The sequence below is a fragment of the Devosia sp. Leaf64 genome (assembly GCF_001421945.1).
GTDB lineage: Bacteria > Pseudomonadota > Alphaproteobacteria > Rhizobiales > Devosiaceae > Devosia.
The window spans coordinates 330341-344255 of the sequence record NZ_LMLO01000002.1 but is presented as its reverse complement, the minus strand read 5'-3'; the positions used below and the strand labels follow the sequence as shown (position 1 = coordinate 344255).

At 59.6% G+C, this 13915-nt stretch carries 13 protein-coding genes; 6 read left to right on the top strand and 7 right to left on the bottom strand.

Annotation, left to right across the window (positions count from 1 at the left end):
• The first annotated feature begins 7 nt into the window (after positions 1–7).
• Both polA and ASE94_RS01670 read left to right on the top strand, forming a co-directional pair.
• Positions 8–2923 (top strand): DNA polymerase I, encoded by a 2916-nt coding sequence (polA, locus tag ASE94_RS01675; RefSeq protein WP_062628929.1) that lies wholly within the window; start codon positions 8–10, stop codon positions 2921–2923.
• A gap of 15 nt (positions 2924–2938) precedes the next feature.
• On the top strand, positions 2939–4801 hold the full coding sequence (locus ASE94_RS01670) for an ATP-binding protein (protein ID WP_062628928.1): 1863 nt from the start codon (positions 2939–2941) through the stop codon (positions 4799–4801).
• 54 nt (positions 4802–4855) lie between these two features.
• On the opposite strand, the gene ASE94_RS01665 is transcribed toward ASE94_RS01670, so the two are convergent.
• Positions 4856–5149, bottom strand: a complete 294-nt coding sequence (locus ASE94_RS01665) for a hypothetical protein (protein WP_062628927.1) — start codon at positions 5147–5149, stop codon at positions 4856–4858.
• A 621-nt stretch (positions 5150–5770) separates the two neighbouring features.
• Here ASE94_RS01665 and ASE94_RS01660 point away from each other — a divergent pair.
• On the top strand, positions 5771–6271 hold the full coding sequence (locus tag ASE94_RS01660; protein ID WP_062628926.1) for a cytochrome b/b6 domain-containing protein: 501 nt from the start codon (positions 5771–5773) through the stop codon (positions 6269–6271).
• Between the two features lie 72 nt (positions 6272–6343).
• Positions 6344–6901, top strand: coding sequence for a hypothetical protein (locus ASE94_RS01655; RefSeq protein ID WP_062628925.1), 558 nt, complete (start codon positions 6344–6346; stop codon positions 6899–6901).
• A gap of 38 nt (positions 6902–6939) precedes the next feature.
• On the opposite strand, the gene ASE94_RS01650 is transcribed toward ASE94_RS01655, so the two are convergent.
• Entirely contained in the window at positions 6940–8736 is a 1797-nt protein-coding gene (locus ASE94_RS01650) for an ABC transporter ATP-binding protein (RefSeq protein WP_062628924.1), read from the bottom strand.
• Between the two features lie 47 nt (positions 8737–8783).
• Between ASE94_RS01650 and ASE94_RS21100 the strand changes: the two genes are divergently transcribed.
• Positions 8784–9014: a hypothetical protein gene (locus ASE94_RS21100; RefSeq protein WP_062628923.1), complete on the top strand. Its 231-nt coding sequence runs from the start codon at positions 8784–8786 to the stop codon at positions 9012–9014.
• Between the two features lie 470 nt (positions 9015–9484).
• Positions 9485–10726 (top strand): aminopeptidase, encoded by a 1242-nt coding sequence (locus ASE94_RS01640; RefSeq protein ID WP_062628977.1) that lies wholly within the window; start codon positions 9485–9487, stop codon positions 10724–10726.
• Between the two features lie 148 nt (positions 10727–10874).
• Here ASE94_RS01640 and ASE94_RS01635 read toward each other — a convergent pair whose 3' ends face one another.
• The 5 genes from ASE94_RS01635 to ASE94_RS01615 all read right to left on the bottom strand — a co-directional run bounded on the left by ASE94_RS01635 (position 10875) and on the right by ASE94_RS01615 (position 13806).
• On the bottom strand, positions 10875–11420 hold the full coding sequence (locus ASE94_RS01635) for a DUF924 family protein (RefSeq protein WP_062628922.1): 546 nt from the start codon (positions 11418–11420) through the stop codon (positions 10875–10877).
• 48 nt (positions 11421–11468) lie between these two features.
• Positions 11469–12392 (bottom strand): VOC family protein, encoded by a 924-nt coding sequence (locus ASE94_RS01630; protein ID WP_062628921.1) that lies wholly within the window; start codon positions 12390–12392, stop codon positions 11469–11471.
• Between the two features lie 107 nt (positions 12393–12499).
• Positions 12500–12793, bottom strand: a complete 294-nt coding sequence (locus ASE94_RS01625; RefSeq protein ID WP_061911737.1) for an HPr family phosphocarrier protein — start codon at positions 12791–12793, stop codon at positions 12500–12502.
• 4 nt (positions 12794–12797) lie between these two features.
• On the bottom strand, positions 12798–13199 hold the full coding sequence (locus tag ASE94_RS01620) for a PTS sugar transporter subunit IIA (RefSeq protein ID WP_061911736.1): 402 nt from the start codon (positions 13197–13199) through the stop codon (positions 12798–12800).
• A gap of 139 nt (positions 13200–13338) precedes the next feature.
• Positions 13339–13806 (bottom strand): hypothetical protein, encoded by a 468-nt coding sequence (locus ASE94_RS01615; protein WP_062628920.1) that lies wholly within the window; start codon positions 13804–13806, stop codon positions 13339–13341.
• Between the last annotated feature and the right edge of the window lie 109 nt (positions 13807–13915).

Below are 13915 nucleotides of genomic sequence, written 5' to 3'. Positions count from 1 at the left end.
TCGTCTCATGCATCTGCTGCTCGTCGATGGCTCGGGTTACATCTTCCGCGCCTTCCACGCCCTGCCGCCGCTCAATCGCAAGTCCGATGGCTTGCCGGTCGGGTGCGTCCAGGGGTTTTGCAACATGCTGTTCAAGCTTACGCAGGACATGGATATCGATGAGCCGCCCACCCATATGGCCGTCATCTTCGACGCCAAGGGCAAAACTTTTCGCGACGATCTCTATCCCCAATACAAAGCCCAGCGCCCACCGGCGCCGGAGGAGCTGGTCCCGCAATTCCCGCTGACCCGCTCGGCCACCCGCGCCTTTTCCATTCCCTCCATCGAAATGGAAGGCTGGGAAGCCGACGACATCATGGCCACTTATGCCTGCATGGCCCGCGCCGCCGGCATGAAGGTCACCATCGCCTCGTCCGACAAGGACCTGATGCAGCTCGTCGAGCCCGATGGCAGCATTCGTCTCCTCGACACCATCCCCCGCCCCGGCCAGCCGCCCCTGCGCTGGATCGGCCCCGAAGAGGTTTTCACCAAGTTCGGCGTGACCCCGGACAAGGTCATCGACGTCCAGGCCCTTTGCGGTGATAGTGTCGATAACGTCCCCGGCGTGCCGGGCATCGGCGTCAAAACCGCGGCTGAACTCATCAATACCTATGGCAATCTCGAAACGCTTTTAGAGCGTGCCACCGAGATCAAGCAAAACGCCCGCCGCGAAAAGCTGATCGCCAATGCCGATCTCGCGCGCATTTCCAAAACCCTCGTCACGCTCGAGCAAAAGGTCCCCGTCGAAATCGACCTCGATGGCTTGATCCGCCAGCCCATGGCGCCTTCGGTCCTGTTCCCCTTCCTCAAGGCCATGGAATTCGCGACCATCACCAAGCGTATGGCGACGCTGCTCGACGCCAACCCCGATGATTTCGAGGCTGATCCCGATCTCCGCGCCGGCGGCGCCGAAGCTCCGGCCTCGCTCAAATCCACCTCGCTCTCCGTCGCCAAGGCGAAAATCGCCGCCAATGTCGTGCCCGGCTCCGGCCCCGCGAAATTCGCCGCCGAAGAGCATGCGCGCATCAAGGCCATTCCCGTCGATTACGACGCCTACGAAACCGTCACCACGCCCGAGCGCCTCGCCGCCTGGGTCCAGAAAATCTGGGATGTCGGCTACGTCTCGATCGATACCGAAACCACCGGGCTCGATCCGCAACAGGCCGATCTCGTCGGCATTTGTCTGTCCACCCAGATCGGCGAAGGCTGCTATATCCCGGTTGGCCACGTGCTTGCCGGCGATCTCCTCTCCGGCGGTGGCCTCGTCGAGGGCCAATTGCCCATTCGCGATGTGCTCGAAGCCCTGAAACCGGTCATCGAGGCGCCCTCGATCCTCAAAATCGGGCAAAACATCAAATATGACATGGAGATCTTTTGGCGCTACGGCATCAACCTCGCGCCGATCGACGACACCATGCTCATCTCCTATGCGCTCGATGGCCCGCGCTATAACGGCATGGACGTCCTGGCCGACCATTGGCTCGGCCACAATACCATCACCTTCACCGAGCTTGCCGGCACCGGAAAGGCGCAAAAAACCTTCGACCAGCTCGAAATCCCTGCTGCCGCCCGCTACGCCGCCGAGGATGCCGACGTTACCCTCCGCCTCTGGCATGTGCTGAAACCGCGCCTCGCCGCGGAAAATGCCACGACGCTTTACGAAACGCTCGAACGCCCCCTCGCCCCGGTCCTGGCGCGGATGGAAGCCCGCGGCATTACCGTCGATCGGCAGATCCTCGCCCGCCTTTCCGGGGATTTCTCCCAGCGCGCCGCCGCCTTCGAGGCTGAAGCCTATGAACTGGCCGGCCAGAGTTTCAATCTCGGCTCGCCCAAGCAGCTCGGCGAAATCCTCTTTGACAAGATGCAGATCGAAGGTGGCACCAAGACCAAGACCGGCGCCTGGTCGACCGGCGCCGATGTGCTCGAAGACCTCGCCCTAAAGGGCGTGCCGCTTGCCCGCACCATCGTCGATTGGCGCCAGCTCACCAAGCTCAAGGGCACCTATACCGATGCCCTCCCCACCTATATGAACCCGCGCACCGGCCGTGTGCACACGTCCTATTCGCAGGCTTCCGTTCTCACCGGCCGCCTCTCCTCCAACGATCCGAACCTTCAAAACATTCCCGTCCGCACCGCCGATGGCCGAAAAATCCGCACCGCCTTCGTCGCCGCGCCCGGAAAGGTGCTGATCTCGGCCGATTATTCCCAGATCGAGCTGCGCGTCCTCGCCCATATCGCCGATATCCAGGCCCTCAAGGACGCCTTTGAAGAAGGCCTCGACATTCACGCCATGACGGCCTCGGAAATGTTCAACGTGCCCGTCGAAGGCATGCCGAGCGAAGTCCGCCGCCGCGCCAAGGCCATCAATTTCGGCATCATCTACGGCATTTCCGCCTTCGGCCTTGCCAACCAGCTCTCCATCCCCCGCGGCGAAGCCGGCGACTACATCAAAACCTACTTCGAACGCTTCCCCGGCATTCGCGACTACATGGACGAGCAAAAGGTTAAGGTGAAAGCCGACGGCTTCGTCACCACCATTTTTGGCCGCAAAATCCAGTTCCCCAACGCCAATTCCGGCAATCCAAGCGAACGCAGTTTTGTCGAACGCGCCAGCATCAACGCCCCCATCCAGGGCTCTGCCGCCGATATCATCCGCCGCGCCATGATCCGCATGGAGCCGGAATTGAAAATGGCAAAAATCGACGCCGACATGCTGCTGCAGGTCCACGACGAACTGATTTTTGAGGTGCCGGAAGGCACGGAAGAGGCGGCGATCCCGGTCATTAAGAGGGTGATGGAGGGGGCGGCGGAACCGGCAGTTAGGCTAAGTGTGCCGATCCAAGTGGATGCGCATGCGGCGAAGAATTGGGACGAGGCGCACTAGAAGGTTACGCGGTTCATGATTTCCACCAAATCAGCCTCAGAACTGATCCAGGAACTGAATATTACGGATGAAACTGAGCATCTGGAAGCAAAGACCATTTCGGAAGACAGTGTCGGAAAATCGGTCTTTGAGACGATATGTGCTTTTGCAAACGAGCCTGACCTTGGTGGAGGGACATTGCTCCTAGGGGTAGAGAAAGAGGAGTCTCTATTTCCGCTGTACAAAGCGACAGGTATTGCAGACCCCGACAAAATCACTTCGGACATAGTCTCTGGATGCTCGTCAGTTTTCAACAATGCGATTAGACCAAGTATCTCTACCGAAGTGGTTGATGGCGCGCCGATCATTCGCGTCGATGTTGCCGAACTTGCCGCTCCGTTAAAGCCGCTATACGTAATGAATCAAGGCCTTCCTCGTGGCGCCTATCGACGTGTCGGATCGAGCGATGTCAGATGTACCGAAGAGGACCTGCTTACCCTCTACCGCGGTAAGCAGGCAGGAACTTTTGACTCTCACGTTGTCGATGATGCGACTCTCGACGACATCGATCCTCTGGCTATAACAGCATATCGAAAAGCGAGATCGGAGCTTAACCCGGAGGCAATTGAACTCCAGTGGACCGATCAGGAACTTCTGCACGCCGTCGGCGCGATACGTCGCGTAGATGGAAAAATACGCGTAACAAGCACTGGGATATTGGTTTTTGGTTCGGCAGCGGCAAACCGCCGGGCTTTCCCGACCCACAGGGTAGACTACATCCGCGTACAAGGTCGCGAATGGGTCAAAGACCCGGAAAATAGGTTCGACGCCATCGATATGCGGGGGCCCATTGTGACGCTTATTTCACGAGTGCTTGCGGCAATATCTGACGACCTACCCAAGGCTTTCAAGCTTGATGAACAGAAGGCTGGTCAGAGGACGGACATCCCAATTATTCCTCTGACAGTTTTGCGAGAAGCTGTAGTTAATGCCCTTATGCACCGCAGCTTTCAAGTGCATCAGCCAATACAGATTGTCCGCTACTCAAATCGATTAGTTATAAAGAACCCAGGTTACTCGCTAAAGTCGGAAGAGCGTTTCGATGACCCAGGCTCTTACAACCGTAATCCGTACATCGCGGAGATTCTTCATGACACGCGGTTCGCTGAGAATAAGGGCAGCGGCATACGGGTCATGCGACAAATGCTTCGATCAAAGGGTCTATCACTGCCCACGTTCGACTCGGATCGAGAAAATGACAGTTTCACGGCCATATTCCTGTTTCATCATTTTCTGAATGAAGATGACTGGGAATGGCTGAAGCACTTTAGATCACTCGACTTATCTGAAGATCAAATGAGAGCCTTGGTGTTCGTCCGCGAGGTAGGGGCGATCGACAATTCGACCTACCGCAGCCTTACTCAAACCGACACGCTTGCAGCGAGTCACAGTCTGCGACGATTGAAGAGCTTGGACCTCCTTGCGGCGCGGGGCAGCAGTTCGAAAACGTACTATGTTGCAGGACCTCGCCTCGAGATAGCTGTTTCGGCACAAGCGTCTAACTTAGAAGGTAAGACCTCTGACTTAGAAGGTAACGAGGCTAACTTAGAAGGTAAGATAACACGCCTAAATATTCAGGACATACCTTCCAGCCTCCGTAAGGAGGTGCGAACCATCTCCTTGAGTAGTCGCCTAAAGCCTGAGCAAGCCAAAAAAATCATCGTAGAGCTTTGCAAATGGAAACCACTTTCTGCCGCCGAACTTGCGGCGCTGCTGCAAAAGTCCCCCAAGCATTTAACGGATGCTTACCTGTACGGAATGATTAGAGATGGTGAACTTCGATATTTGTACCCTGAAATGGTCAATCATCCGCACCAAAAATACGTTGCTGCTGTCTAGTATACGATCGAGGACAAGGCATTTGCGCCTAACTTAGACGATCGTGATTTATGTTCAAATTTGCGCGCCCCGCATCATCTCCGCCGCCGCATCCAGCCGTTCCACGCTCGCCTCATTCCAACTCTCCACCGCCTGCCGCGCAGCCGCTTCTCGGCGCACAAACGCCTCGATCCGCTCATGCCCTATCTCATCCAGCATATGCCGGATCGGGGTCCACATCGACCAGTTGGGCCTGACCATCCGCATATGCAGGCGGTCTTCGGTGATATCGAAGGTGACATTGGCCGAGCGCGCGAGGTCTAGAAATTCGGCGACATAGGCGTCGGGCATTGGATCGGAATAAGCCATGGGGCTGCCTCGTATTTGATACAAATACAATGCGTTCTCGCGATCCGGGCTCCGAGCGCTTGGTTTTATGGTAAATGAAGGGTTAAGGGGCGCCCCATTCAGTCACCCCCTCCCGGCCTCCCCCATCAAGGGGGAGGTGTAGCATCGCGCTCGAGACAGGCTATCAGCCAAGACCACCTGCCCGGCACCTCCCCCTTGATGGGGGAGGATGGGAGGGGGTGTGGTGAGCCACGAAACTATCCCGCTTATCCCCACTCCCAAAATCTCCTCTATTCTGCCCCCATCCACCCCGCGTGAGCGGCCTGCAGGCGATCAGTGGCGGGGGGAGCCGGTCGTGGGAGGTCGCCTTCCCATGGGTTCTGGAGTCGGCCGCCCTGCGACGAGCGATCAACTGGGCGCTGCGGTCTCTGTCCAAAAATCCGGCCTCCGGAGCGGCTGTCGCTTCATCAACAAAATCTCATCCGAGGCGATTGCCGCTCCGGGGTCCGCTCAATCACCGGAAGCCATTGGGCCGGCCGGGGGCTTCAGCCTGTCCAAACATTCACTTGCAACCGCAATGCGGCTGGCCAATTCTCCTCAAGCGGCGTCTGTCGCGCCGCGGCCCCACAGGAAAGCGTCGCCATGTCCGTTTCCACTCCATCTGCGGGTTATTCCCGCGCCCAGATCATTCTTCATTGGGTCATTGCGGCCCTCATTCTCTTCCAGCTGCTCGTCCATGAAAGCATGGAAATGGCCTGGGACGCGCGCATGGAAGGCGGTCCCGCCGAGGGCGCCAATCCCCTGCCCCATATCATCGTCGGCAGCGCCATCCTGATCCTTGCCGCCATTCGCCTCATCATCCGCCTCCGCAATGGCGCGCCACCGCATCCGGCCGGCCAGCCCGCCATTTTCGGCGTTCTCGCCAATATCGTCCATGGCCTCATCTATGTGCTGCTCTTCGCGCTGCCGATTTCCGGCCTCGTCGCCTGGTTCGGCGGCATCGAAAACGCGGCCGATGTCCATGGCGGCCCGCTGCGCCTTGCGCTTATCGCGCTCGTCCTCATTCACATCGCCGCCGCGCTCGTGCAGCAATTCGTTCTTCGCAGCGGCATCCTTTTGCGCATGATGAAGCCAGAAAGCTGAAATTTAACACTAGATTATCAAAGCCTGAGCATAGTCCTCCCCAAATAGAACCAGCCTCTTTGGGGGAAGAGAATGGTAGAACCGGGCACCAAGACTATACTTGCCGGCTGCATGGCAGTTACATTCGGGCCGAGCGCTGTCGAAACGGCAGCGCTGGGCGATCTGGCCAAACGTCTCGGCTTCGGCGCCGTCGCCGCCTATACGCCAGAGCTTGAACTGCCGAACGAGCGGCTGGTGTTTTACATCGTCCACGCGCTCCTGCCCGATGCCGGCAAGCAGCGCGTGCTCCGCGGCCTCCGCGCCTCCGAGCACCAGCTCCGCCGCTATGCGCCGATCATCTGCGCCGTGCCCAAAGGTCCGCGCCACCAGATCGTGCCGCTCGTGCAGATGGGGTTCGACGAAGTGCTGTTCCTCGGCGATCAACTTCCCGATCTGCGGCGCAGACTGACCGAACAGCTTTGCCAGGATATCCTCTATGTCCGGAGCGAGCGCTATTTCGGCCCCGATCGCCGCCGCATCGAACTGATCGATCCGCAGGATCCGCGCCGCAAGCCCGGTGGCGCTTTCTACAAGCGCATGAACGTTCACCGCGATCCGCTCACCGGCATTTCCGTCAGCGAGCTCGCCTAGAGAAAAACCCGCGGATCGCTCCGCGGGTTTTTTGGTCACTAGGCGACAAGGCCCTTGGTCAACTCCAGCGCCTGCCGCTCGAAGAGCCGGCGATAGATCCCGCCCTGGAGCCGGATCAGCGCCTCGTGATTGCCCTCCTCGACAATTTTGCCCTTGTCGAAAACCAGCAACCGATCGAGCGCCCGGACCGTCGAGAGACGATGCGCGATCACCAGCGTCGTCCGGCCTTCCATCAGCCGCTCCATCGCCTCCTGGATCATCACTTCGCTCTCGCTATCCAAGCTCGAAGTTGCTTCATCCAGGATCAGCACGGGTGCATCGGCAAGAAACGCCCGGGCAATGGCAACGCGCTGACGTTCACCGCCCGAAAGTTTGACGCCGCGCTCACCCACCAGCGTTTCATACTGCTTGGGCAGGCTCATGATGAAATCATGCGCATTGGCCTGAGTGGCCGCCTCGATGATTTCAGCCCGGCTCGCCTCCGGCCGACCATAGGCGATGTTTTCGGCCAACGTCCGGTGGAACAGGATCGGCTCCTGCTGCACGATGGCGATCTGGTTGCGCAGGCTCGCCTGTTGGTGCTCAGCGATGTTCTGCCCATCAATGGTGATCGCACCCTCGTTGATGTCATAGAGCCGCTGGATCAGCTTGACGAACGTCGTCTTGCCCGAGCCAGAATGCCCCACGAGACCCACCCGCTCGCCCGGCTTTATGGCGACGGAGAAGTCGCGATAAAGCGGGGTTGCGTGGCTGCCGTAGCGGAAGGTGACGTGATCGAACCTGATCGCGCCGTCCTTGATCGCAATAGGCTTGGCCCCGGCCTTGTCCTCGACACCGAGCCGCATGCCGTTGAGCGCCACCAGCTCCTCCATGTCGTTGATCGAGCGCTGGAGGTTGCGGATGTGCATGCCGACATCGCGCAGATACCCCTGCAGCACGAAGAACATGGCGAGGACGAAGGTGATATCGCCGGCCGAAGCCAGCCCCTGCGTCCACATGTAAAGGCCCGTGCCCAAAATACCGGCCTGCATCAGGGTCATCAGAAAACCCTGGATGGTGCCGTTAAGAGTGCCGCGCTTCCATGTCCGCCGCGTGCGCGTGTCCCACTTGGAGAGTACGTGCTTGAGCCGCTCCTCCTCGCGATGCTCCGCGCCAAAGGCTTTTACGACCGAGTTGCAGCTCACAGCATCCGCGAGGGAACCGCCTAGGCGCGTGTCCCAGGCATTAGCAAGGCTGGCGGCCGGCGCGACATAACCCACCGACATCAGGACGGTGAAGGTAATGTAGATCACCGAACCCAAAGCCACGACGAGTCCCATCACCGGCCAATAGGAGCCGAGCAGCACCGACGCACCGACCAACATGACGATGCTGGGCAGCAGCGCGATGAGAAGGATGTCGTTGAGCGAATCCAGCGCCCACATACCGCGCGTTACCTTGCGGACCGTCGAGCCGGCAAAGCTATTGGCATGCCAATCGGTCGAAAACCGCTGCACCTTGTAGAAGCCGTCATTGACCACATCGGCCATCATTTTCAGCGTCAGCTTGATGATGCCGTTGAAGACGAAATAGCGCAGCACGACGCTCGTCAGGCCAAGCGCCGCAACCGTAGCGAATGCCGACAAGGCGCCGCTCAGCGCGTTTTCGCCGCCGCCGGAAATGGCGTCGACGATGCGGCCCGAAAACATCGGAACCAGCACCTCGGCGAGCGTCGAGATCATCACGAGCCCGGCGATCAGCGCGATGCGCTTGGGCTGATGGGCCCAGTGGCGGAAGGTAAATCCGAGCACCTGTCTGAAGGCGTCGGCACGAAAATCGAGTTTCTTGCGACTCATTCTGGCAGTCCGGTCCCGTTCTCCGGCAACCGGCTCCTCAAAAGGATATGAAAAAGGCGCAGAACGGACTTTTAGAGACAATGATCCCGTTGGGATCAGTCAGCTCTGCAAAAGCGAAGGAAAGAGAAAACCGCGGGCGGCTTGTCCTCAGGTCAGTGCCCGAGGCGGGCCGCGAATGGGATCAGCCTAAGGTCGGCGGCTGGCCCACGGGGAAGCGAATGAAAATGCTGGCATGCATCGCCTCCCTGTTGCTGAAAAATGAAGCGGCGAACGGTTGATACCCAAACCGTCCGCCTTTGCCAATAGGTTAATACAAGTGAACGTGAGAGGTGGTGCCAAAGGGACACAGTGGGCGATTGCAGCACCCCCACCTAACCTCCCCCTGGCAGGGGGAGGGATCTATCGGTGGCTCTCCGGCCCCGAACTTCACTCGATGCATTCCTCCCCCCCCTACCAGGGGGAGGTTAGGTGGGGGTTCACTCCGGCCGCCGTGCCCCCGGCGCAACAATCCCGTGCGCCTGGATTTGCGCATAGGCCATCCCCACAGCAAAAGCGCCGAAAATACCAAAGACTGCAGTGAGAAGAATGATCATAAGAGCCTCCTGATGTGCTGGCTCTTTCCTGCGCTTCGCCGCCGCGCAAAACCTTGATCCAGGTCAAGCGAATTTCCGATTTCGCCGGGTGGCGTCGCCACAATTGGCCGGATAGGCTCGCGCCAACGATTCAACAAAAACAGGGCCATGCCAGAATGAGCACTTCTGCAATCGATCCGACGAAACTCGACAAGCTCGGCGAAGTGGCGATCAAGGTCGGCCTGCAATTGGCCGAGGGGCAGGATCTCATCATCACCGCGCCGATGGTGTCTACCCCGCTCGTTCGCCGCATCACCGAACACGCCTATAAGGCCGGCGCCGGGCTCGTCACCACCATCTATTCGGACGAGGAAGCAACGCTCGCGCGCTACAAATATGCCAATGACAAGAGTTTCGATCGCGCCGCCGGCTGGCTCTATTCCGGCATGGCCGAGGCCTACAAGAACAATGCCGCGCGCCTCGCCATTTCCGGCGACAATCCGATGATGCTCGCCGGCCAAGACCCAGAAAAAGTCTCCCGCGCCAATCGCGCCAATTCGGCCGCCTATCGGCCGGCGCTCGAGCTGATCACCGGCTTCGACATCAACTGGAATATCGTTTCGTACCCAACTCCAGCTTGGGCCAAGCTCGTTTTCCCGAACGATGCCGAAGAGATCGCGGTCGCCAAGCTCGCAGACGCTATCTTCAAAGCCAGCCGCGTCGATCAAGCCGATCCGATTGCAGCCTGGAAAGAGCACAATGCCAATCTCAAGGCGCGCTGGACCTGGCTCAACGGCAAGAGATTCTCGTCCCTCAAATATACCGGCCCCGGCACCGATCTCACCATCGGCTTGGCCGATGGTCACCGCTGGAAGGGCGGCGCGTCTGAAGCCAAGAATGGGGTCACCTGCAACCCCAACATCCCGACCGAGGAAGTGTTCACGACCCCGCATCGCCTCCGCGTCGAAGGTACCGTTGCCGCCACCAAGCCGCTCTCGCACAATGGCACGCTGATCGAAAACATCCAGGCGCGCTTCGAAGGCGGCGTCTTGGTCGAACTGAAAGCCACCAAAGGCCAGGATGTCTTCAACAAGGTGCTCGATACCGACGAAGGCGCACGGCGTTTGGGCGAAGTGGCCCTCGTGCCCCATTCCTCGCCGATCTCGGCCTCTGGCATTCTCTTTTACAACACGCTCTACGACGAAAACGCCTCGTGCCACATCGCCATGGGCCAGTGCTATGCCGATTGTTTCGAGGGCGGCAAGGAGCTTTCGCCCGACCAGATCTTTGCCCAGGGTGGCAACAAGAGCCTGATCCACATCGACTGGATGATCGGCTCGGACAAGATCGACATCGACGGCGTCCATGCCGATGGCACCAGCGAGCCCGTCATGCGCAAGGGTGAATGGGCGTTTTAGTCCCGCGCGCCCAAGTCTCGTGCCATAGCCCGAAACACCCACCGGCTGTTACCCCGGGCTCGACCCGGGGCCCATCCTGAGATCTCGAGATGGGCCCCGGCCTACGCCGGGGTGACAGCCGGTGGTGATGGTTGAAGAACGGGGAGTTTCAAAACTTCCGCTCGCCCTGCTCAGCCATATAGTCGCGCTCCTCCGAGGTACTCACCCTGCCAAGCGCGACATTGCGGAATGGAAACCGCCCGAAGCGCTCGATAACCTTTCGGTGCTCTAGCGCAAAATTGAGCTGATCTTCATCTCCCAGCGCCTCATAGAGCCGCACCGAAGCTGATTGGATCGCCGCCGATTCTGCATGCATGAACGGCAGATAGATAAACCCGCGCTGCGGCTGCTCGAATTGCATATCGAGCCCTTGCCCCACCATTTCCTGGGCCAGCACCAGCGCCATCTTGTCCTGCGCAAAGGCTTCTGGCCGGTTGCGGAACAATTGACGTGAAAACTGATCGAGGACGATGATTTCGGCGAGCCGTCCGCGTGCCCCCGCGCGCCACTCCCAGGCCTCGCCTTTGGCGACATGCGCGTGCGTAGTGCTGAACCGCTCGGCGATTTCTACGTCGAATTCCGGCTTGCCCGCAAACCAATCCTCTGGTCCGTGTGCCACGAACCAGAAGGTCAGAACATCGTGTGAACTGCGCATTCCTGCCCCCAATGAAAACCCTCGGGGCAGAAACGCGCCAGTTGCGGTTTAGTTTGCGAGCGTCAAGCGGAGCCGATTACCGAACGGATCTTGCGTCTCCATACTCCCATCGAGCTCCTCGATCGGCGCGCCCGCCTTTGCGAGCCGCTCAAGCAAATCGTCTCGTGTCGCCTCATCGGGCAAGGAGAGCGTAAACCACCGGAGGCCCGCCGATCCGGCCGACGGCAGTGCGGCGTTGGGTCCAGACCAGATGTTGAACGCCACAGTATGGGGCATGTAGTCGAGCCCGACATCGCCCATTCCGAAGGAGTTGATCAAGAGGAAGCCGGCAAAGCCGATGACATCGCGATAGAACGTCATGGCGATATCGAGATCGTTGACGTGCAGATGGATATGGCCGATGCGCGTGCCAGCCGGCATCCGTGCAGCAAGGACCGGGCTTGGCCCCAGCTCACCCAGCAAGTCGTCGAGATCGATCGCCTCGCGGCCCGAATGCGGCTTGCCATCGGCCGCGATAGCATAGGTCTCGCCCTTTTCCGGATCGCCCAGCGTCCCGCGCCATGGCGTCTCGAAGGTGATCTCGATGCCATTGCCATCAAAGTCCCAGAGATAGATGGCTTCGCTGACAAGGTGGTCGGTGGGCGAAATGCGGACATTGCGCTGCAGCGCGCGAACGGCCATCTGCGCAAGATCGACGCGCTTCGGCACATGAATGGCGACGTGATAAAGCCCGATGCTGCGCGGCACGACCGGGCGGATGGCGCCGGTTTCGAGCACGATGAGCACGGTGCCGCCGGCGCCGAGGAACAGCGCATTGCCGCGCTCGGCAATAAGGTCGAGCCCGACGACGTCTTGCCAGATGGCGAGCGCCTTGGTGCGGTCGGTTACGGCGAGATGCACAGGCCCCAACGTGGTGCTGAGCGGCAGGATGGGTTTGGATTTGACGACGGTCTGAACGGATGTGTCGATCATGATCGACCTCCCTGAAGCAATTTCGGTGTTGCCCATAATCTAGGCCTCACGCGGCTGCGCTTCTATAAGACCGAAGGCGAAGGCTTCGTTCGCAGAACTCTAGCTAATCAGATGCCTTCATTGTCTTCGTCAAAGCCATTATTGACCAGCTCGACGATGGCTTCGAGAGCTTCGCGCGCCTGCTTGCCTGTCGCTTGCACCAGAATGGTCGAGCCGGGCCCAGCCCCCAGCATCATCAGGCCCATGATGGAATTGCCGTTGACCGATTGCCCATCCTTGATGACCTGCAGATTGGCATCGAAACACTCGGCGGTGCGGACGAAGCGTGCCGACGCGCGGGCGTGAAGACCCTTGCGATTGACGATGGTCAGTTGCTGGGCAACGGCGCGATCACCGTCCATTTTCTCAGGCTCCGCCGAGGATCGAATTGGCGACGGTGATATATTTGCGGCCCGCTTCCTGCGCCAGTGCTACGGCTTCGGGCAGCGCCATATCGCCCCGCACGCGGCCGAGTTTCACCAGCATCGGCAGATTGACGCCGGCAATCACTTCCACATGCCGGTTCTGCATCACCGAAATGGCAAGGTTGGAGGGCGTGCCACCGAACATATCGGTCAGGATGATGACGCCGTCGCCACTATCGGCGCGATCGATGGCGGCAAGGATATCCTCGCGCCGTGTCTCGGCATTGTCCTCGGGACCAATAGCGATGGTCTCGCACTGCTCTTGGGGGCCCACCACATGCTCGAACGCCAGCTTGAATTCGTCCGCCAGCGCGCCATGCGTCACCAGAACCAACCCGATCATGCAATCTCCCCAGACGATGGCTGCGCCTTCTGGCGCTCGGTGCCATCCCAGTCCATTAGCCCCCGCTCCCCGCACCGGGCGCGTTCGGGAGCGGGCGCCAGTCTTGCCCCCGAAGCCTTGGAAGGCAAGCGATAAATTGTCACGCTCCCGAGCCCAAAGAGATTGCGTCGAGCGCCGCTTCGATCAAGAGGCGCTGGTGCTCCAGCGCAATGATTCCCGCCTGAGGCACGGGGCAACGTGGCACTGGAATGCCGAAAATGCTGGTCGAAAACGCCGTATCGTCGGGCATGCGGATCAATTCGGGGACGAGATCAACAACCAGCGCCAGATGCACGGCCTCCACAGAGGGCCGCCTAATAATGCCGCGGCCGCGCAGTTCAATCAGCCCGGCAATGGTTTTGGGCGGGGACAGGATGACGTGATCGTCATGGTGCTCGAGATCGACCCGATCATCGGCAACGAGGGCGACCTCGCGCCCTCGGGCGCCATAAAGATCGAGCAGATAAAGCGCGAGCAGCGACTTGCCTGAGCCCGAGACGCCTCGGATGAGAATGCCGTGGCTATCGATGGTAATGGCAGTGGCGTGAATGTTTTCTCGCTGATTCATGGAGAGATCACCCCCTCCCAACCTCCCCCATCAAGGGGGAGGTGCCGCATCGAGTGCGTGGCACGATCCCACCTGAAACACAGTCCCTTCACCTCCCCCTTGATGGGCT